Origin of the sequence: Exiguobacterium sp. Helios (assembly GCF_014524545.1) — a bacterium.
Classification (GTDB): Bacteria; Bacillota; Bacilli; order Exiguobacteriales; family Exiguobacteriaceae; genus Exiguobacterium_A.
Genome location: NZ_CP053557.1, coordinates 726,001 through 746,315 on the forward strand (window position 1 = coordinate 726,001; position 20,315 = coordinate 746,315).

The 20,315-nt window shown below is 50.0% G+C and carries 17 protein-coding genes; 14 read left to right on the plus strand and 3 right to left on the minus strand.

What is annotated here, in order from left to right; genetic code table 11:
• Nucleotides 1-3 precede the first annotated feature (3 nt).
• The 8 genes from purD (at nt 4) to ligA (ending at nt 10,303) form a co-directional block, all read left to right on the plus strand.
• Nucleotides 4-1,260 carry a phosphoribosylamine--glycine ligase gene (purD, locus tag HNY42_RS03795; protein WP_131973682.1) on the plus strand — a complete coding sequence of 419 codons (1,257 nt, stop codon included), beginning with the start codon at nt 4-6 and terminating at the stop codon, nt 1,258-1,260.
• 218 nt (nt 1,261-1,478) lie between these two features.
• Nucleotides 1,479-3,218 carry an adenine deaminase C-terminal domain-containing protein gene (locus tag HNY42_RS03800; RefSeq protein WP_188005136.1) on the plus strand — a complete coding sequence of 580 codons (1,740 nt, stop codon included), beginning with the start codon at nt 1,479-1,481 and terminating at the stop codon, nt 3,216-3,218.
• A 67-nt stretch (nt 3,219-3,285) separates the two neighbouring features.
• Entirely contained in the window at nt 3,286-3,600 is a 315-nt protein-coding gene (locus tag HNY42_RS03805; RefSeq protein ID WP_012369366.1) for a YerC/YecD family TrpR-related protein, read from the plus strand.
• Between the two features lie 39 nt (nt 3,601-3,639).
• Nucleotides 3,640-5,019, plus strand: a complete 1,380-nt coding sequence (locus HNY42_RS03810; RefSeq protein ID WP_131504453.1) for a TrkH family potassium uptake protein — start codon at nt 3,640-3,642, stop codon at nt 5,017-5,019.
• A 12-nt stretch (nt 5,020-5,031) separates the two neighbouring features.
• Nucleotides 5,032-5,256 (plus strand): hypothetical protein, encoded by a 225-nt coding sequence (locus tag HNY42_RS03815; RefSeq protein WP_131504454.1) that lies wholly within the window; start codon nt 5,032-5,034, stop codon nt 5,254-5,256.
• An 84-nt stretch (nt 5,257-5,340) separates the two neighbouring features.
• A complete protein-coding gene (locus HNY42_RS03820; protein WP_188005137.1) occupies nt 5,341-6,024 on the plus strand; it encodes a heptaprenylglyceryl phosphate synthase in 684 nt (227 codons plus the stop codon).
• Between the two features lie 44 nt (nt 6,025-6,068).
• Entirely contained in the window at nt 6,069-8,294 is a 2,226-nt protein-coding gene (gene pcrA / locus HNY42_RS03825; RefSeq protein WP_188005138.1) for a DNA helicase PcrA, read from the plus strand.
• Between the two features lie 14 nt (nt 8,295-8,308).
• Nucleotides 8,309-10,303 carry an NAD-dependent DNA ligase LigA gene (ligA, locus tag HNY42_RS03830; protein ID WP_131504457.1) on the plus strand — a complete coding sequence of 665 codons (1,995 nt, stop codon included), beginning with the start codon at nt 8,309-8,311 and terminating at the stop codon, nt 10,301-10,303.
• Between the two features lie 93 nt (nt 10,304-10,396).
• Here ligA and HNY42_RS03835 read toward each other — a convergent pair whose 3' ends face one another.
• Nucleotides 10,397-10,969: a class D sortase gene (locus HNY42_RS03835; RefSeq protein WP_114596947.1), complete on the minus strand. Its 573-nt coding sequence runs from the start codon at nt 10,967-10,969 to the stop codon at nt 10,397-10,399.
• Between the two features lie 134 nt (nt 10,970-11,103).
• On the opposite strand from HNY42_RS03835, the gene HNY42_RS03840 reads away from it, so the two are divergent.
• The 3 genes from HNY42_RS03840 (at nt 11,104) to HNY42_RS03850 (ending at nt 14,543) form a co-directional block, all read left to right on the plus strand.
• Nucleotides 11,104-12,282 (plus strand): CamS family sex pheromone protein, encoded by a 1,179-nt coding sequence (locus HNY42_RS03840; protein ID WP_188005139.1) that lies wholly within the window; start codon nt 11,104-11,106, stop codon nt 12,280-12,282.
• Between the two features lie 218 nt (nt 12,283-12,500).
• The gene (locus HNY42_RS03845) at nt 12,501-13,355 is read left to right on the plus strand and encodes a MurR/RpiR family transcriptional regulator (protein ID WP_188005140.1); all 855 of its coding nucleotides are present in this window, start codon (nt 12,501-12,503) and stop codon (nt 13,353-13,355) included.
• Between the two features lie 12 nt (nt 13,356-13,367).
• Nucleotides 13,368-14,543: an amidohydrolase gene (locus tag HNY42_RS03850; RefSeq protein ID WP_188005141.1), complete on the plus strand. Its 1,176-nt coding sequence runs from the start codon at nt 13,368-13,370 to the stop codon at nt 14,541-14,543.
• A 64-nt stretch (nt 14,544-14,607) separates the two neighbouring features.
• On the opposite strand, the gene HNY42_RS03855 is transcribed toward HNY42_RS03850, so the two are convergent.
• Nucleotides 14,608-14,799, minus strand: coding sequence for a YwbE family protein (locus HNY42_RS03855; RefSeq protein WP_012369376.1), 192 nt, complete (start codon nt 14,797-14,799; stop codon nt 14,608-14,610).
• Nucleotides 14,800-14,991: 192 nt separating this feature from the next.
• Here HNY42_RS03855 and HNY42_RS03860 point away from each other — a divergent pair, with 192 nt between their 5' ends.
• The 3 genes from HNY42_RS03860 to glsA all read left to right on the plus strand — a co-directional run bounded on the left by HNY42_RS03860 (nt 14,992) and on the right by glsA (nt 19,519).
• Nucleotides 14,992-15,858, plus strand: a complete 867-nt coding sequence (locus HNY42_RS03860; protein ID WP_012369377.1) for a DnaJ C-terminal domain-containing protein — start codon at nt 14,992-14,994, stop codon at nt 15,856-15,858.
• Between the two features lie 7 nt (nt 15,859-15,865).
• The gene (gene clpB / locus HNY42_RS03865; protein ID WP_188005142.1) at nt 15,866-18,439 is read left to right on the plus strand and encodes an ATP-dependent chaperone ClpB; all 2,574 of its coding nucleotides are present in this window, start codon (nt 15,866-15,868) and stop codon (nt 18,437-18,439) included.
• Nucleotides 18,440-18,586: 147 nt separating this feature from the next.
• Entirely contained in the window at nt 18,587-19,519 is a 933-nt protein-coding gene (glsA, locus tag HNY42_RS03870; RefSeq protein ID WP_012369379.1) for a glutaminase A, read from the plus strand.
• On the opposite strand, the gene HNY42_RS03875 is transcribed toward glsA, so the two are convergent.
• Nucleotides 19,516-20,298 (minus strand): CHAD domain-containing protein, encoded by a 783-nt coding sequence (locus tag HNY42_RS03875; protein WP_188005143.1) that lies wholly within the window; start codon nt 20,296-20,298, stop codon nt 19,516-19,518. The two genes, glsA and HNY42_RS03875, sit on opposite strands and share 4 nt — an antisense overlap.
• Between the last annotated feature and the right edge of the window lie 17 nt (nt 20,299-20,315).

The window sequence follows — 20,315 nt, forward strand, 5'->3', positions numbered from 1 at the left end:
CGAATGAAAGTATTAGTAGTCGGTAAAGGTGGACGCGAGCATGCGCTCGTATGGAAATTGGCACAGGATGTCCGGATCGAGACAGTGTATGCAGCACCCGGCAACGTCGGGATGACGGAAGCGGTCTGTGTGCCGATCCGGGAAGACGCGATTGAAGAATTGGTTCAGTTCGCACGGGAAGAGCAGATCGACTGGACAATTGTCGGACCAGAAGGACCGCTTGTGCTCGGAATCGTCAATGCGTTTCAAGCAGCCGGCCTAAAGATTTTCGGACCGTCCCGCGAAGCAGCAGCGATTGAAGGCAGTAAACAATTTGCGAAAGCTTTGATGGACCGGGCCGGTATCCCGACGGCGGACCATGCCGTCTTTACATCAGCGGCTGAAGCGACTGCTTACATCCGTCGGCAGGGTGCACCGATCGTCGTCAAAGCGGACGGACTGGCAGCAGGGAAAGGTGTCACGGTTGCGACGACGATTGAACAGGCTGTTCAAGCGATTGACGAAATTTTTGGCGGCGATTTCGGTCAGCAGAGCAGTGTCGTGATTGAAGAATGTCTCGTCGGTGAAGAATGTTCGCTGATGGCTTTCGTACATGAAGAAACCGTCATTCCGATGGTCCTGTCGCAAGATCATAAACGGGCTTTTGACGGGGACTCCGGCCCGAATACAGGCGGAATGGGGGCGTACAGTCCCTTGCCGCAATTTGACGAACAGGCCGTGACGGAAGAAGCGATGCAACGTGTCCTCCGTCCGCTTGTCGAGCAGATGGCAAGCGAAGGGATTCCGTTTACCGGCTTCTTATACGCGGGTCTGATGTTAACAAGTCGCGGACCATCCGTCATTGAGTTCAACGCCCGTTTCGGTGATCCGGAAACAGAAGTAATTTTGCCGCGGCTTGAAACGGAGCTGCTTGACGTCATCATGCCATTGATGCAGGGTGACATTCCGGAAGTCGCCTGGTCGGATGAAGCGGTCGTTGGTGTCGTCATCGCGGCGAACGGTTATCCGGAACAACCGGTTACGGGTCAGCCTGTCCCAGCAGATACAATCGGGTCAAATCTCCTTGTCTTCCACGCGGGCACGGCCGCAGGGGATGATGATGTGATTCTTTCGGCCGGAGGACGTGTCCTCGTCTGTGTGGCGAAGGCAAAAGACATGAAGCAGGCCGTAGCGAGCGTTTACAGCGGACTTGATTCATTTGACCGGACCGGCTTCTTTTACCGGACGGATATCGCCAAAAAAGCATTTCGCACGACATAATTTCTTACTTTCCATAAGCCGGTTCTGCTCACATCAGTGTGAGAGGGCCGGCTTTTTTGACGGGTACGGCAGAACATGACTTGTCTTCCATGGCAGTTTTGTGTTATTTTGGCGAAATGACTCGAATTGACGACGAATAAGCTTGAAACTTTTCCGGTAACATTTTAGTATAAGAACTATAAGAAAGCGTTTTCAAATATAAAGGAGGTCGAGCTTTCATGAAAAAAAATTGTGGGCGGTCCCCATGGACGAAAACAGAAGTCCGCACGCATCAAGCGGTCATCAACGGAAAGCTTGCACCTACACTCGTGATTGAAAATGCGACGTACTTAAATCAAGGACTCAAAACATGGCGGACAGCCAACATTTGGATCAGCGGCGACCGGATTATCTACGTCGGACCGGACATGCCGGAAACGGCGGATGAAGTCTACGATGCGACGGGAAAATTCATCGTCCCGGGTTACATCGAACCGCATGCCCATCCGTTCCAATTGTATAATCCGGCGACACTTGCAAAATTTGCGGCAGAGCGCGGAACGACGACACTCGTCAACGATAATATGCTGCTTTTATTAGAGCCGACGGAGCAAGCGTTTGCGCAGGTCGACGCACTGGCAGACCTTCCAACATCGATGTACTGGTGGGCGCGACTGGATGCTCAAACAGAACTGGATGCCGACAGCATCACGATTGATAACCGACGGATTCAAGCGTGGCTGAAACATCCACAAGTCATCCAAGCCGGTGAATTAACGGGCTGGCCGCGACTGTCGCAAGGCGACGACGAGCTGTTGCAATGGATGCAGGATGCGATGAAACTCGGCAAGCCGATTGAAGGACATTTTCCCGGTGCTTCCGCCAAGACCTTGACGAAAATGGCATTGTTCGGCGTGACGAGTGATCATGAAGCGATGACGGTCGAAGAAGCCTTGACCCGCCTCGAACTCGGTTATACGACGACCATCCGCTACTCCTCGATTCGCCCGGATCTACCGGATATCTTTGCCGGTCTCGTCGAAGCCGGACTGCAAAATTATGAAAAAGTGCTGGTGACGACGGACGGATCGACACCTTCCTTTTATAAAGCCGGATTGATGGATGAGACGATCCGATTGATGCTTGCTGCAGGGATTGCTCCGGAAGAAGCTTACCGGATTGCGTCGTATAATGCAGCGCGTCACTTTAATCTCGATCATCTGCTCGGCAGTATCGCACCCGGACGAATTGCGCATTTAAACATCCTTGAAGCGAAAGATAAGCCGACACCGGTCGATGTCGTAGCCCGCGGCACCTGGGTCCGGAGAAATGATATTCCGTGTTATCCGGTCGAAGCGCTGGACCGGGCGATGGATTTGATGCCGGCTTCGCAAGTCGGGATTGAGTTAACCGAACAGGATTTTTCCTTCAGCATGCCGGTTGGTCTTGAGATGGTCAATTCGGTTATCATGAAGCTGTATCAGGTCGAACACGATACAAGCATGCAAGTCTTGCCTGCCGGATGCGATGAGTCCTTCTTGATGCTGATTGACCGGGAGGGCAAATGGCGTCTGAATACGGTCTTGAAAAACTTTGCGACACACGTCGGCGGGCTCGTCAGTTCGTATTCGATCAGCGGCGATATCCTGTTGATCGGAAAATCGAAACGGGACATGCAGATTGCCTTTGACCGGATGAAATCATTCGGCGGTGGTGTCGTCCTTGTCGATGACGGGGAAGTAATCGCAGAAGTTCCGTTGACCTTAATGGGGCAGACATCCGATTTACCGCTGGAAGATTTGATTGTGCAGGAGACGGCACTGCGGGAAGCGTTATTCGCACGCGGCTATCAGTATGAAGACCCGATTTATACGCTCTTGTTCCTCGCGTCGACCCATTTGCCGTATGTCCGGATTACGCCGCAAGGCATCTATGAAGTGTTACGGAAAAAAGTACTTTTCCCGGCAATTTTACGCTGACGCTTGAAATTTAAAACGTCGCACTTTAAACTGTTAAAGAGCAACACATGGGAAAGGGAGTTAGACGATGCAACTCGATAAATTGCGTGGAAAAGAACTCGATCAATTATTTACAGCCATCATGAAGATGGATTCATTAGAAGATTGTTATACGCTGTTTGAAGACTTAGCGACGGTCAATGAGATCCAGGCATTGGCACAACGTCTTGAAGTCGCCCGTCAGTTACGCGAAGGTAACACGTATCATAAAATCGAAAAGGCGACAGGTGCTTCGACAGCAACGATTTCGCGTGTGAAACGTTGTCTGAATTACGGTTCCGGTGGCTATGACTTAGCACTCGCACGATTAGGTCTCGTAGAAGAGGAAGTAGCGGATAACTAACCGGTTATCCGCTATTTCTGTGAAGGAGGACGAAGCCTGATGGACTTAGCGTATCAACAAAAACTGCAACATTTCATTCGAAAACTGACGCCGATCCAGTCACTCGTCATTATTTATTTTGTAGCCGTCATCATCGGCGTCATTTTACTGGGGTTACCCTGGTCGACACAGGGCAATTACGACTGGGATTTCACGGATCTTGTCTTCATGGCCGTCAGTTGTGTCAGCGTGACCGGATTGACGACAGTCTCCGTCTCGGACACGTTCACGACGTTCGGTTACTTCATGATCATGATTCTCGTACAGGTCAGCGGGATCGGATTGATGTCCCTGCATATCGCGATGTGGGTCATCCTCGGCAAACGGATTGGCTTTCGGGAGCGGCAACTGGTTGTCCGTGACCAGAACCAGACGACGATGCAAGGGGTCGTCAAATACATTCGGGAAGTCATCATCATCATCCTGTCAATTGAAATCATCGGTGCTCTTATTTTAGGTTTGTATTATACGAAATATTTTCCGACGCTCGGCGAAGCGATGCTGCAAGGATTGTTTGGTTCGGTCAGCGCGACGACCAATGCCGGGTTCGACATTACCGGAGAATCCCTCCTTCCGTTTCGGGGAGATTTATTTGTCGTCTTTATGCAGATTTTACTGCTGACGCTTGGTGCGATCGGTTTCCCGGTCCTCGTTGAAGTCCGTCGGTACATCTCGTACCGGGCGACCCGTCAAGCGACCCGTCAACCGTATCACTTTTCATTATTCACGAAATTAACCGCATCGACGTTCTTCATCCTGGTTTTATTCGGAACGGTCAGTCTGCTGCTGTTTGAGTGGAATCAATCGTTTAAAGGATTGCCGGTCAATGAAAAAATGGTCGATGCCTTGTTCCAATCGGTGACGACCCGAAACGGCGGACTGACGACGGTCGATATTACGTCGTTCTCGCAAGCCTCGATTTTTGTCTTGTCAATTCTGATGTTCATCGGAGCGTCGCCGTCCTCCGTTGGGGGAGGGATTCGGACGACGACATTTGCCGTCGCCGTCCTCAGTGTCATCGCCTTTATTCGCGGCGAATACGGCATCAAGATTTTTGGACGCGAGATCGGACAGTCGGACATTTGGAAAGCCTTTGTCGTCATCGTCGTTTCGACCGGTGTAACGATGATTGGACTGATTGTCCTGCTGATCTTTGAAGATGCCCCGTTCCTCGTGCTGTTTTTTGAAGCCTGTTCCGCGTTCGGAACTACCGGATTGTCGCTTGGAATTACAAATGAGTTATCCGATGTCGGCAAATGGACCTTATCCGTCCTGATGTTCATCGGACGGATTGGTGTTATTTCGTTTGTCCTGTTGCTGAAGGCGAATCAACCAAAACGGAATTACAATTATCCGAAAGAATCAGTCATCATCGGTTAAGGAGGTTGTGACGTGAATCGGACATTTTGGATCAACTTTGGTTATATCTTTATGGTGCCGGCTTTACCGTTTTTAGCACTCGTCAACGGACGGGCGCTCTGTTCGCCGGATTCCCCGTTACTGGATATCCCGGTCCTGGGTTTTTTCCTGGCAGAACCGTGGGCGTTTGCCGTCCTTTATGCCTTTTTTGCACTGGGGCTTGCCGCGTTGTTAACGAAACGCCAGGTCCGGACTTGAATGGCTTCTCCCATCCCGCTCTGCGCGAGATGGGATTTTGTTTTATACTGGGTACAGAGAATGAGAAGAGAGGATGGAACGAACATGTTGTTACCCTATAACGAATGGCGTCATGTCTTTAAACTCGATCCGGCAAAAGAGATTGAAGAGGCTGCTCTTCAAGCGATTGCGACTTCGGGAACGGATGCCATCATCGTCGGAGGGACCGATGATATCACCCTCGATGCGACACTGGATTTACTGATGCGCTTGCGGCGGTATCCGGTCGCTGTGGCACTGGAAGTATCGGAGCTTGAGGCCGCGACGATGGGATTTGATGCATATTTGACGCCGAGTGTCCTCAACAGCGGAACGCTTGAGCACGTGATTGACAAGCAAGTCGAAGCGCTGGAAGAAGTCGGACATATGCTCGCGCATCAAGATCTGGTCGGGGAAGGGTATATCGTCCTGAACGCTGACGCCAAGGTCGCCCGTGTCACACAAGCAAAACCTCTTAATGATGATCAAGTGGTCGCTTACGCGCAACTGGCGGACAGTGTCTTTCGGATGCCGATCATTTATCTCGAGTACAGCGGTATGTATGGTGATCCGTCACTCGTCGCCTCCGTCAAACGGGTCTTGAAGCAAGGCCGTCTGTTCTACGGCGGTGGTATTGATTCCATCGAACGGGCACAGGAGATGTTGACACATGCCGATACGATCATCGTCGGCAACATCATCTATGACAATTTAGAAGCGGCACTTGCGACTGTCGCAGCAACACGATAAAATATAAGAACAAAAGTTCGGAATATAGAAATGAGGCTATTTAGATGTTTAATTTAAGTGAACAGCTTGTCAGCGGATTGAACCCGGAACAAGCAAAGGCAGTCAAACACACCGATGGACCGCTCTTGATCATGGCGGGAGCAGGCTCCGGGAAAACCCGTGTCCTGACACACCGCGTTGCCTATTTGATGGCAGCAAAACAGGTCGCTCCGTGGAATATCCTGGCGATTACGTTTACGAATAAAGCGGCACGTGAGATGCGTGACCGGATTTCACGGTTGGTCGGCGGTGTCGCGAATGACATCTGGGTCTCGACCTTCCACTCGATGTGTGTCCGGATGTTACGGCGTGACATCGAAAAAATCGGCTATAACCGAAACTTCACGATTCTTGATTCGAGCGATCAACAGTCAGCACTGAAGCTCGTCTTAAAAGAACAAAACCTCGATCCGAAGAAGTGGGATCCCCGGTCGATGCTGTCGATTATCTCGAGTCAAAAAAATGAACTGCGCAGTGCCGAGTTCTACGCGTCCATCGTCACGAATCCGTATGAAAAAACGGTTGCTGAGATTTATAAAGGATACGAAGCGGTCCTGCGTCGCAACAACGCCCTTGATTTTGATGACTTGATCGGGAAGACGACAGAACTATTTAAACAAAATCCGGACGTCCTGTCGTTTTATCAACGAAAGTTCCAATACATCCATGTCGATGAGTATCAAGATACGAACAAAGCCCAGTATGATCTCGTCAATCTCCTGGCAGCAGCCCACCAGAACCTATGTGTCGTCGGGGACTCGGATCAGTCGATTTACCGCTGGCGCGGAGCCGATATCGCAAACATCCTGTCGTTTGAGGAAGATTATCCGACAGCGAAAGTCATCCTGCTCGAACAAAACTACCGTTCGTCGAAACGAATTTTGGATGCAGCGAACCATGTCATTCAAAACAACAGTACCCGGAAAGATAAGAAACTGTGGACGGAAAACGCAGAAGGCGAAAAACTGATTGTCCATACAGCGGAAAATGAGCGGGAAGAAGCGTTTTATATCGTCCAGGAAATCCGGAATGCATTGCGTTACGGCATGAAACTAAACGATGTCGCAATTCTGTACCGGACGAATGCCCAATCGCGGGCGATTGAGGAAACGTTGCTGAAATCCAATGTCCCGTACAAGATGATCGGCGGCACGAAGTTCTATGACCGTAAAGAAATCAAGGATGTCCTGGCGTACCTGCGCCTGATTTCAAATCCGAACGAAGACTTATCATTTGCCCGGATTGTCAATGAACCGAAACGCGGTATCGGAGCGACGACGATTGATAAACTGCGTGATTTTGCCGACCTGCAAGGCGTGTCCTTGATGGAAGCGATCCGCGACATCGAATTGTCGAGCATTGCCCCGAAAACGGCAGCGAAACTGACGGATTTCCGGACAATGATTCTTGGCTTACAGCAAATGCAGGAATTCATCAGCCTGTCCGAACTGGTGGAAGAAGCCCTTGAGAAAACCGGATACCGCCAAGTCTTAAAAGAAGACAAAACACTCGAAGCACAAAGTCGTCTCGAGAACATCAACGAGTTCATCACAGTCGCACAAAACTTTGAAAAAGAGACCGAAAAAGCCGATCCGGAAGACCAAACGATCATCGCGTTCTTAACGGATTTGACGCTGGTCGCCGATGTCGATTCACTGGATGAGAGTGATCCGGGGGAACAGGTCACCTTGATGACGTTACACTCCGCAAAAGGACTCGAGTTCCCGATCGTCTTCCTGATCGGGATGGAAGAAGGATTGTTCCCGCACAGCCGCTCCCTGCAGGATGAAGACGAAATGGAAGAAGAACGTCGTCTCGCCTATGTCGGAATTACGCGGGCTGAAAAACGATTGTACTTGTCCCACGCGCGGATGCGTTCACTGTATGGCCGGACGAATGCCAATCTCGAATCCCGTTTCCTTGCCGAATTACCGGAGGAAGTATTGGAACGGACCGGTAAAAAACCGAAGCCATTGCCATGGGAAGATCGACCGGTACCGCAAGGAAAAGCCGTCATCGGCCGATCGGTCACGAAACCGACAGCGATGAAGACATCAGGCGCAGAATCACTCGGCTGGAACGTCGGTGACAAAGCGGAACACGGAAAATGGGGACGCGGAACCGTCGTTCAGACACGCGGAGCAGGGGACAGCTTAGAAATCGATATCGCCTTCCCGGAAGTCGGTGTCAAACGGTTGCTTGCGAAATTCGCACCAATCAAAAAGGTATGAGTGGAGGCGTCAAGATGATAGAACAGGCACGAATCGAGGAATTACGCCAAAAGTTGAACCAATACAGTTACGAATATTACGTCCAGGATCAACCGACTGTTCCGGACAGCACCTATGATCAATTGTTACGGGAACTGACGGAACTTGAAACGGCACATCCGGAACTGATCACGCCAGATTCACCGACGCAACGCGTCGGTGCTGCGCCGCTCGATGCCTTCGAGAAGGTGACTCATGATTTACCGATGCTATCGCTCGGCAATGTCTTTGACGAAACAGAAATCCGGGAGTGGGTCGCCCGCATCGAACGCTCACTCGGCCGGTCGACGACGTATGTGGCAGAGTTGAAGTTTGACGGACTTGCGATTTCCTTGAAGTACGAAGACGGACAACTTGTCCGCGGTGCGACGCGGGGCGACGGAACGGTCGGCGAGAATATTACACAAAACCTGCGGACAATCAAAGCCTTACCCCTTCGGTTACGTCGAAATGAGACGGTCGAAGTCCGAGGGGAAGCCTATATGCCGAAACAATCATTTGAACGCTTGAATGCGGACCGGGCAGCACGTGAGGAAGCCTTGTTCGCCAATCCGCGTAATGCAGCAGCAGGGAGCTTACGCCAGCTCGACTCGTCGATTACGGCATCCCGCAATCTGTCCTTATTCGTCTACGGTGTCGGTGTCAATACACTGAGTGCCCGTTCGCACAGCGAAGCGATGCTTCAGCTGGCTGAGCTCGGGTTACCGACGAACAAGGAGATGCAGACGTGTGAGACGGTCGAAGAGATTTTAGCCTACATTGCCCACTGGACGATGGAACGTTCTAATTTACCGTATGAAATCGACGGTATCGTCCTGAAAGTTGACCGGTATGACGATCAGGAAGAACTTGGCTTCACGGCGAAAAGTCCCCGCTTTGCGACGGCGTATAAATTTGCCGCAGAAGAAGTCATGACGACAGTCGAAGAAGTTGATTTCAGTGTCGGACGGACAGGGAAAGTCACGCCGCGCGCCCGGTTTGCGCCGGTCGTCGTCGCCGGATCAACCGTCAGTTATGCAACATTGCACAACGCGGACTTCATCACGGAAAAAGATATTCGACTGCACGATCAAGTCATCATCAAAAAAGCCGGAGACGTCATACCGGCAGTCGTCAGCGTTGTCGTTTCAGAACGGACAGGGAACGAACAACCGATCGAATTTCCGGCTCATTGTCCGGCCTGCGAGTCGGAACTTGTTCGATTGGAAGGCGAAGCGGATATTCGGTGTGTCAGTCCGGAGTGTCCGGCCCAGCTTGTCGAAGGCATCATTCACTTCGTCTCGCGTCAAGCGATGAATATCGACGGTCTCGGCGAAAAAGTCGTGCGTCAATTGTATGAACATGAAGCCATCCGGACGCTCGCCGATTTGTACCGCCTCGACCGGGATGAATTGTTGACGTATGAACGGATGGGTGAAACGTCGGTCGATAATCTTCTGACTGCGATTGAAGCGTCGAAGCAAAATTCTTTGGAACGGTTGATGTTTGGTCTCGGGATTCGATTGGTCGGTCAAAAAGCGGCGTACCTGCTGGCAGAGCGGTTTGATTCACTCGACGGCATCGCACAGGCGGAATATGAAGATATTTTAGCGATTGATGGAATCGGCAGTAAGATTGCCGATTCTGTGACGAAGTATTTTGAACATCCGGAAGCGCAAGCCTTGATCAAGGACTTAGCAGAACTCGGACTGAACCAACAGTTTCTAGGACAACGGGTCGATCAATCGAATGCACCGCTCGCCGGTAAAACGATTGTGTTGACCGGAACGCTCGAATCACTGAAGCGTTCAGAAGCCGGGAAACGGCTCGAGTTGCTTGGTGCGGACGTGACCGGCAGCGTCAGTAAGAAAACGGACATTTTGGTAGCCGGAGAAAAAGCCGGTTCGAAATTAACGAAAGCCGAGTCGCTCGGAATCGAGATTTGGAATGAAACACAATTGCTTGAAGAGTTGGCGAAATACGAAGGGTAACAGAAAATCCGTCAAACAGATGATTTAAATAAAAACAGGGAAGGTGGCATGCATCATGCGCCTTCCCTGTTTCGTATTGAAGTGTACGGAGAATTACAACGATTCGGTTTTGATTAAAATCCCTTGTTTAATCAAACGATTGGTTGCCGTTTCCGGCGGATCACACGTAATCAGTGTAAGGGTTGCTTGTTTGACGTCTTGATTTAAGACGGACAAATCCGTTGGTTTGACAAGTTGTGAGGTCTTCATTTGATAGGTATACCGATGACTTTTTGTCGTCACGATGACATGTGCACCCGTTTTCAACTCGGGCAGACGGTTGAAATGCAGTCCTTTCGTGAAACTGCGGTGTCCCGCTAAGGCGTAATTCCCTTTACCGGGCGCGCCGGTTCCTTTCAGATGACCGATGCTTTGATCAAGAATGGTCGTCGAAGCACCTTCTAAGATGACCTGTTCAAAATCAAGTGATGGAATCGTCAGTAAGCCGCTACCGTTTGTTGCGACCGGTTTCTTCGTTTCCTTGGCATCGACCGCCTTTAAATTTTGTGTCCATTGCTGTTTTAGTTCGTCAGCGGCCTGTTGTTTTTGATGATTGGTATACATCGGCCAAAGAATGAGCAGGATGCCGGCAATCAAAAGAAGAAGACCAAGAAGTCGTCGTTTCATAAAAAAATCCTTTCATCTGCTGAAAAGCAGGATATACTTTTTTGAAAATCAGGGAAAAACTACACCTTCCCCGATGGAAAACTATTCTGTTATGATAGAGAGAACGATTTTGAAAACATGGGGTGCGAAAACAGATGAAATCTAAAAAAATAGTCGCGTTGACGTTGACGAGTACACTATTCCTCGGCGCGTGTTCGTTTGATTTATCACAAAAAAGCGATACAAAAGAAGTCATTACAGAGAGTGAACAAGGAAAAGAAGTCCAGGCTGTCGTCAGTCCGGCGATTGATACGACCGATTCCTATTACCGGACCGTCTTACCGTTCCGGCCGAGTGTCGCTCGCGGGATGACACAAAAACGAGTCAGTTCACGCCTGGAGCTGGATGAAATCGAGACCGGATTGATGCGTCACTCCACTCAATTTTTTGCTCCGGATAAATACTATTATCAAGAAGGACAACTGCTCGAGGCCGATCAAATTGCCCAGTGGTTGTTACGAAAAGGAAAAGCCGGGGATGGTGTCAGTGATCCGAACGGCTTGAACCCTGCCTATACGACCGGAAAGTCTTACAAAGAAAAAAACCAAAAGTCTCCTTTGATTCTATCGCACATTTTGGAACAGGACTACATGTTGGAAGAAGATAAAAAACTCGAACTCGGCGGGACATCCGTCGCTTTAGTCTTAAACAGCGAATATGTTTTCCAGGATGAAAACTACGGTCCGACCTATACCGTGAAACTCGACGAGAAAAAAGTCATCGCAGAAGGAAAACGGATGGCAAATGAATTGGTCAAGAAAATGCGGAAAACGGACGGTATCAAAACGACACCGATCCACGTCGCCTTGTATTTGCAGGAAAGTGAAGGGTCACCGGTTTCCGGACATTATGTATCTTCCGCCTTTATCGGGCGCGGCAATCAGATCAGTTCGAACGACTGGAAGAACTATGATGAAAAATACTATTACTACCCATCGGGTGCCGCGACGAACGATGTCCGTGATGATTCCGCGAAGTTTGATTTGTTCAAGGACCGCCTCGAAGACTATTTCCCGAACTACACCGGTATGATGGGAGAAGGCTTTTATCAGGAAGGTGAACTGAAGAAGTTGGAAATCAAGATTCCGGTTCAGTTTTACGGAAAAGCAGAACTCGTAGCGTTCATTCAATATGTGACCTACTTGCTCGAAAATCGTTGGGAATACAATCGGAATGTCCCGACAACGATTACCGTCACGAACTTGAACGGCGATACGGAAGCGATGTTATTCATCGAGCCGGATATGAAAAAACCGATTGTCAAAATCCGTTGATTTCATTTGAACAGACAGGCTCCTTGCGCAAGCAGGAGTCTTTTTTGTTGAGTCTAAGCTGACTTTTAAGCACAACAAAACAACGATTTACTATTGTCAGATTTCTTTAGATTTACGAAAGCCGTCTTGAAAGCGCATAATAGAAAAGAAGCATCATGCGAATCAGCAGAGACACGCTGGATTCGCCTGTTTTAATCCATGGTAAGGGAGCGGGTCGCATGAAAGGTGGTATTTTTTCACAGATTAGCGCCGTCCACGAAGAGTTGCCTTCTTCTTCGCGGAAAGTCGCTGATTTTGTTTTAGCGCATATGAATGAAATCGCGGGGATGACGATTCATCATTTAGCCGAGGAATCGGGAACAAGTGCCGCAGCGGTCGTCCGTTTTTGCCGGGCACTCGGTTTAAAAGGATATCCAGAACTGCGGATGCGGATTTCAGCGGATACGGCACGAACCGATTTAAAGGGGTATCATGATATTGAAAAAAATGAACGGCCTGCTGACTTAGTGGAAAAAACGGTCAGCAACAGCATTCAAGCCTTACAAGATACGGCGAAACAATTGAGTGAAGACCGGATTGCCGAAGCGGCGGATGTCTTGGACCAGGCACGCGCAATTTACTTTTACGGAATCGGGGCATCGAACGTCGTCGCGTTGGATGCTGCACAAAAATGGACACGCGTCGGGAAACTGACGATTCAGGAATCGGATCAACATCTCGTCGCGACGATTCTTGCGAACGCCAGTCCGGATGATGTCTTTTTTGCGATTTCTTACAGTGGTGAAACCGAGGAAGTCGTCGAGTTAATCCGGCTTGCCAAGATTCGCGGGCTGAAAGTCATCAGTTTGACGCGGTTCGGGGATAACCGGGTCAGCCAGTTGGCGGATATCGCCTTATGGACGTCACGGGCGCCGGAAGCGCCGTTACGCAGTGCGGCCTTAAGTTCGCGTCTCGCCCAGTTGTTTGCGATTGATGTGTTGTTTTTATCCTATGCTGCTGTCCATTATGACGATACGATCGAACGGCTGCAGTATACACGGGAAAGCGTCAAGATGTTGCACAGTAAAAAATAGGGGGCGTACATAATGAAACAGACAGTGGAAGAGATGGTGGAGCAGTTATTTCCAGTGATGGTCGAACGGCGTCGGTATTTACATCAACATCCGGAGTTGTCGTTTCATGAGGTCGATACCCCGCAATTCATTGCGGATCGATTGACGGAGCTTGGGATTGAAGTCCGGACCGGTGTCGGTGGCCGGGGGGTAGTCGGAACGATTCGCGGAGGAAAACCGGGAAAAACGGTCGCACTGCGGGCAGACTTTGATGCGTTGCCGATTCAGGATGAAAAAACCGTCGATTACCGGTCGATCGTGCCCGGTGTCATGCATGCATGCGGACATGACGGCCATACAGCGACGTTACTTGCCGTCGCCGAAATTCTGGTCCGTCAGAAAGAACAGTTGGCAGGGAACGTCGTCTTGATTCACCAACACGCGGAAGAAGTCGTTCCGGGCGGGGCACGGGACATGGTTGCCGACGGATGCCTCGACGGTGTCGATGTCATCTTCGGAACCCATCTGTGGTCGACGACGAAACTTGGAACGATTGGTTACCGGATCGGTCCTGTCATGGCAGCGGCCGATAAGTTCGAGTTGACGTTGTTCGGGCGCGGGGGACATGGCGCGAAGCCACACGAAACGATTGATGCCGTCGTACTCGGGGCGACGGTCGTCAAAGAGTTGCAAAGTATCGTCAGCCGCCGACTCGATCCGCTTCAGCAAGCGGTCTTGACCATCGGAACACTGCATGCCGGGAATACGTTTAATGTCATTGCCGACAGTGCGGAACTGACCGGGACAATCCGGACATTTGATCCGGAAGTCGCTGAGCAAATCGTCCACGAAATGGAACGGACGATTAAAGGCGTGTGTGACGCGGCAGGGGCGACCTATTCGTTTACGTACGAAAGAGGATATCCGGCGGTCGTCAATCATCCGCAAGAAACGAACCTTTTACGGACCGTTGCGTCTGACATCATGGGTGCGGATCACGTCTTTGAAATTGCTCCGACGATGGGCGGCGAAGACTTCGCGTATTATCTGCAACAAGTACCCGGCACCTTTTTCTTCACGGGAGCAGGGGACGAAACCTTTTATCCCCATCACCACCCGAAGTTTGACTTTGAAGAGCAGGCGATGCAGCATGCAGCCCGTATTTTAATCGAAGTGACCTTACGTTATCTCGAAGAGTCCAGTAATTGACGAAAAGACACCCATTTTCCGGCCGATGATGACCGGAAGACGGGTGTCTTTTTCATGTGCTCTCTTATAAGATTTCTTGAACCCGACCGACTTGTCCGTCTTCGAGACGGACTTTGATTCCGTGCGGGTGATTCGGCGACTTGGTCAACAGATCCTTGACGATTCCTTCCGTCCGTTTACCTGTCCGCTGGTCTTGTTTTAATACGATACTGACGTGTTGTCCGATTTTAACATCGGCGCGTTTTTTACCATCCATGTCTTGATCGCTCCTTTTTCATAATGCTAGTTGTCAGTATATCATGGTTTCCTGGAGCGAAACTTGTTTGAGGAAAATGCGTAAAGTGAAAAGAACAAAAGAATCGTCAAAAAAAGTTTGACTATATTTGACCAATTGACTGACCAATTCTATAATTAAGATACAGAACAAAAAGTTAAGGGAGTGATCAGCGTGGCGAAAGACTATTATCGAACGCTTGGTGTCGAGAAGACGGCATCGAACCAGGAAATCAAACGGGCATACCGGAAGCTTGCGAAACAATACCATCCGGACGTCAATCAGGAAGCGAGTGCGGATCAGCGCTTCAAAGATATCCAGGAAGCGTTTGATGTCCTCGGGGATGAAGAAAAACGGGCACAGTATGATCAATATGGAAGTAACTATGAACGGATGGCTGGAGCGGGGTATGGACAGTCAGCCGACTATGACGATCTTTTCCGCCAATTCAACGGACGTCAATCCCGGACGGCGGGATCGGCAGGGCAATCGTTTGGATTTGAAGATATGTTCGGTTCGTTTTTTAGTCAAGAACCGGAAGAAACGGACGAAGAACTCGAATTGACGGTTCCGTTAAGTCATCTCAGTCAGAATGACAAGGTGACGATCCGACTGGCGACAGGAGCCATTCAAATGAGTCTGCCGAAAGATTTGTATGACGGGAAAAAAGTCCGGTTACGCGGGAAAAGTTCGAAACGCAACCGTAAAGGAATTGCGGGAGATGTGTACGTGACGATTCACCTGAAGGATGATGATCAATTCCGCCGGCAGGAAACCGATGTCATCTCGACTGTCCGTGTCTATCCGACGGTATTTGTTCTCGGTGGAGAAGTCGTGGCAGATACGTTGGAAGGAAAACGTGTCAAATTAAAAATCAAGCCCGGCACAAAACCGGGAGCCCGTCTTCGGATCCCGAATCGGGGACTCAGTAACCGGGAGGGACACCGCGGTGCCTTGCTGGTTCAACTGGAAGTCAAATTACCGGAAATGGAACCATCGTTTTATGAAGAGTGGGAAAATCGTTTATCTGTGAAGGAGTGACGGGAAAATGGATTTCGAAAAATTAACGGACCGGGCACATGAAGCCATCGTATCGGCACAAGCCATTGCCAAACAGCGTCGACACAGTGAGATTACAGAGTGGCACTTGTTGCTGGCTTTGCTTTCACAAGAAGAAGGCATTGCACGGATTGTTTTTGAGAAACTCGATCAACGGATCGACCAGTTGGAGACGGGCGTCAATGAAGCACTCGGACGGTTACCGGCGCTCGGTCAATCCTCGACGCCGCGAATCAGCAACTCCTTATTGCAGGTGTTGACGGAAGCAGAAACCGAAGCCCGTTTGATGCAAGACGATTACGTTTCTGTCGAGCACTTATTGTTAGGTCTTGTGAAACAATCCAGTCCGGCGACACAATATTTGCGGAGTCAGGGTGTGACCGAGCAGGTCTTGCGGGAAGCCATCATCGAGATGCGGGGCAACCGGAAGGTGACGACGAAAAATCCGGAAGCGACCTTTGATGTCCTGAAGAAATACGGGCGGGATCTCGTCGCGGATTTCCGGTCCGGTAAAACGGATCCGGTCATCGGACGGGATGACGAGATTCGCCGGGTCATCCGGATTCTCAGCCGGAAAACAAAAAATAATCCCGTCCTGATCGGCGAACCTGGGGTCGGTAAAACGGCAATCGTCGAAGGACTGGCTCAACGGATTGTCCGGGGCGATGTACCGGAGAGTCTCAAAAACAAACAGTTGTTCAGTCTCGATATGAGTACGCTTGTCGCGGGTGCCAAATACCGTGGTGAATTCGAAGAACGTCTTCAGGCGGTCTTAAATGAAGTTAAGGAAGCAGAAGGACAGATTCTGTTGTTCATCGACGAATTGCACACGATTGTCGGTGCCGGGAAGACCGAAGGCGCGATGGATGCCGGAAACATGCTGAAACCGATGCTTGCCCGCGGAGAGCTGCACTGTATCGGTGCGACGACTTTAGATGAATACCGGAAGTACATCGAAAAAGATCCTGCACTTGAACGCCGCTTCCAACAAGTGCTGGTCGCGGAACCGGATGTCGAAGATACGATTTCGATTTTACGTGGTCTGAAAGAACGGTTTGAAATCCATCATGGTGTCCGGATTCATGATAATGCCCTGGTTGCGGCAGCCATCCTGTCAGACCGGTACATCACGGACCGTTTCATGCCCGATAAAGCCATTGATTTAGTCGATGAAGCGTGTGCGATGATTCGGACCGATATGGAATCGATGCCGGCGGAACTGGATTCACTCGTCCGCCGTGTCATGCAACTTGAAATCGAAGAAGCCGCACTGAAAAAAGAAACCGATGAAGCATCCCGGAAACGACTCGAGACCCTGCAACAGGAACTCAGTTCTGTCCGGGAAGACGAAAGTGCGCTCCGGACACGATGGGAACGCGAGAAAGACAGTTCCCAAAATGTCCAGCAGTTGCGGGCAGATCTTGAAAAAGCAAAACTGGCTCTTCAGGAAGCTGAAGGACGGTATGATTTGAATACAGCCTCGGAAATCAAATACGGACAGATTCCGGCACTTGAAAATCAGTTGAAAGTGGCGGAAGAATCAGCGGAACACGTCGCGCATGAACTCGTCCGGGAAGCCGTGACGGACGAAGAGATTTCCGATATCGTGTCGAAGTGGACGGGAATTCCCGTCAGCCGTCTCGCACAAGGGGAACGCGAAAAGTTACTGTATTTAGAAGATACGTTGCATGAACGTGTTTTTGGTCAGGATGAAGCAGTCCGGCTGGTCTCGGATGCTGTCATCCGGGCGCGTGCAGGAATCAAAGATCCGAATCGTCCAATCGGTTCGTTCCTGTTCCTTGGACCGACAGGAGTCGGGAAAACGGAGCTTGCGAAAGCTCTTGCAGCCGCCATGTTTGACAGTGAAGAACACATCGTCCGGATTGATATGTCCGAGTATATGGAGAAACACAACGTTTCCCGCCTGGTCGGAGCACCTCCCGGTTATGTCGGTTATGAAGAAGGCGGTCAATTAACAGAAGCCGTCCGTCGGAGTCCGTATTCGGTGCTGTTGTTTGACGAAATCGAAAAAGCACACGGGGACGTCTTCAATATCTTACTTCAAGTACTGGACGACGGCCGTTTGACCGATGCGCAAGGACGGGTGGTCGATTTCAAGAACACGATTGTCATCATGACATCGAACATTGGATCGCATATTTTACTCGAAGCAGCAAAAGACGGTGATATTGATGCGGCCGAAGAAGAAGCGGTCCGCCAAGAACTGAAAAAGTATTTCCGGCCGGAATTCCTGAACCGGATTGATGACACGATTCTGTTCCATCCTCTCCACCGGGCGGAAATCGAACGGATCATCGACAAGGCCGTCAGCAAGATGGCAGAACGTCTGTCAGGTCGTGAAATTACGATTGATGTCACAGAAGCGGCGAAAACGTTAATTTTCAATGAAGCGTTTGAACCACAGTACGGTGCCCGTCCGATTAACCGGTATATCCAGCGGACGATTGAAACGAAACTGGCACGGGCTCTGATTAGTGGATCCATCCAGGATGGTTCGCATGTGGCGATCGATACAGACGGTACAGAACTCGTTATCCGCTAAACTATAGTTTAAAAGGTCGTCTCATCCTCTGACAGTCAGGGGAGAGACGACCTTTTGAATGAGAAGGAAAACTAAAAAAGAATAACGGCATACCTCGTGACGAAAAAGCATGATAAGCTAATGAAAACGACAGGAAGAGGGACTCCGATGAACGTAACGCAACAACAACTAGAAGAATTAATCGCTGAATGCCGCCCCTATACGGTGCTCGGGCAGGTGGCGAGTTATATACCAGAACTGGCAAAATCGGAACCGACCCAACTCGGAATCGCTGTTTGTAATGCAGACGGCAGTTTTGTATCCGCGGGAGACGCCGAAACGATGTTCACCTTACAAAGTGTTTCAAAAATCATCACGTTAGCCTTTGTCCTCGAGACATTTGGTGAAGATTACGTGTTCTCGAAGGTCGGTATGGAACCGACGGGAGACGCGTTCAACTCGATTGCGAAGCTTGAAGAGACGATTCCGACGAAACCCCTGAATCCGATGATCAACGCCGGAGCACTCGCTGTGACGAGCATGTTACCGGGGGAAGATGCAGCCGATAAGCTGAACCGGTTACGCCAATTCATTGCCGATCTGCTGGATATCGAACTCGATATGGTCAAATACGATGCAGAGGTCGCGAAGTCCGAATTCGAGACGACCGACTTAAACCGGGCTCTGCTGTACTTCATGCGGTATCATGGAGTCATCGAAGGAAATGTGGAAGAAATTATCGATGTTTATACGAAACAGTGTGCGATTTTGACCAATTGTAAAGGACTCGCGATGATGGGGAAAATTTTAAGTCAATCCGGAAAAACACCATCCGGGAATCAAGTCATCTCCCGCCGGAATGCACGGATCATCCGGGCGATCATGACGACATGCGGCATGTACGATGCGTCCGGTGAATTTTCAGTCCAGGTCGGGTTACCCGGAAAAAGCGGGGTATCGGGTGCCATCGTGGCCTGTGGTCGCAGTGACTTCGACATGGCGGACCTTGGAATCGGTATCTTCGGACCGGCACTTGACCTGAAAGGAAATTCGATTGCCGGAACGAAGATGCTGGAGTTGCTCGTCCAGCGTCATCCTTAATCAAACGACAGTTGATCGAGCAGTTTCGAAAGCTTTTTCTCAAGACGGGTGATTTCTTTTTGTTGTTGCGCAAGCTGGTCGTCAGGAACGCTGAAAAGACGCCAGCGTTCGAGGCGGTTATACGTATCATTGATGTCACCTAATTGGGTTTGAATCCGTTTTAACCGGTCGACGGACGATTTCGGGAAATCGGTATACGGACGTAAATACTCGACCGTATAGCGGTAGAACTTCGTTTCAAGCCGTAACTCATGCATCATCTGAATACGCTTCTTCCCTTCCTTATGCTGAACTTTTTCATAATGAAGTTTCTTTTTGTCGAATCGTTTTTCAGCTGTCTGAAGAAGATCTTTTTCATCAATCCGTTTTAATTGTTTCGTCAAGCGACCGGCTAAAAATCGACGGACGGAGCGGTCGAGTTCGTCGGAAATCAACAGATGCATCGTTTCGAGTAACGTGGCCCGTTTGCCTTGCAGTTGTAAGGCGAGGTGTTCCGCGAATAACTGCTCAATCGGAGAAGTGACACCTTGTTGACTGAGTTGAACATCAAGATCCCGGACTTGACCGAACGCAGCCATCAATCGTTTCCAGATGAGATAGATTGGTTCCTCCGTTTGATCGACTAACTTCGCGAAGGTGATTAATTTACGTAAACGGATCCGCGCCTGGTGAACGTCTTCCGGGTTTTTAAATGTTTGGGCTTCCTCGGCATAATGATTAAATGTCGACCAGGTCTCGAGTAATTCAAAAGTTAAATTTTCCGCATCACGATGATTCAAATGAATCCCTCCTTAAA

What these genes read in the sequence shown, in the direction of transcription:
- HNY42_RS03800 (WP_188005136.1), top strand. Translation starts at nt 1,479, where the DNA reads ATGAAAAAAAATTGTGGGCGGTCCCCATGGACGAAAACAGAAGTCCGC.
- HNY42_RS03845 (WP_188005140.1), top strand. Translation starts at nt 12,501, where the DNA reads ATGAAAGGTGGTATTTTTTCACAGATTAGCGCCGTCCACGAAGAGTTG.
- HNY42_RS03855 (WP_012369376.1), bottom strand. Translation starts at nt 14,799, where the DNA reads ATGGATGGTAAAAAACGCGCCGATGTTAAAATCGGACAACACGTCAGT.
- HNY42_RS03840 (WP_188005139.1), top strand. Translation starts at nt 11,104, where the DNA reads ATGAAATCTAAAAAAATAGTCGCGTTGACGTTGACGAGTACACTATTC.
- HNY42_RS03850 (WP_188005141.1), top strand. Translation starts at nt 13,368, where the DNA reads ATGAAACAGACAGTGGAAGAGATGGTGGAGCAGTTATTTCCAGTGATG.
- HNY42_RS03805 (WP_012369366.1), top strand. Translation starts at nt 3,286, where the DNA reads ATGCAACTCGATAAATTGCGTGGAAAAGAACTCGATCAATTATTTACA.
- purD (WP_131973682.1), top strand. Translation starts at nt 4, where the DNA reads ATGAAAGTATTAGTAGTCGGTAAAGGTGGACGCGAGCATGCGCTCGTA.
- ligA (WP_131504457.1), top strand. Translation starts at nt 8,309, where the DNA reads ATGATAGAACAGGCACGAATCGAGGAATTACGCCAAAAGTTGAACCAA.
- clpB (WP_188005142.1), top strand. Translation starts at nt 15,866, where the DNA reads ATGGATTTCGAAAAATTAACGGACCGGGCACATGAAGCCATCGTATCG.
- pcrA (WP_188005138.1), top strand. Translation starts at nt 6,069, where the DNA reads ATGTTTAATTTAAGTGAACAGCTTGTCAGCGGATTGAACCCGGAACAA.
- glsA (WP_012369379.1), top strand. Translation starts at nt 18,587, where the DNA reads ATGAACGTAACGCAACAACAACTAGAAGAATTAATCGCTGAATGCCGC.
- HNY42_RS03810 (WP_131504453.1), top strand. Translation starts at nt 3,640, where the DNA reads ATGGACTTAGCGTATCAACAAAAACTGCAACATTTCATTCGAAAACTG.
- HNY42_RS03820 (WP_188005137.1), top strand. Translation starts at nt 5,341, where the DNA reads ATGTTGTTACCCTATAACGAATGGCGTCATGTCTTTAAACTCGATCCG.
- HNY42_RS03835 (WP_114596947.1), bottom strand. Translation starts at nt 10,969, where the DNA reads ATGAAACGACGACTTCTTGGTCTTCTTCTTTTGATTGCCGGCATCCTG.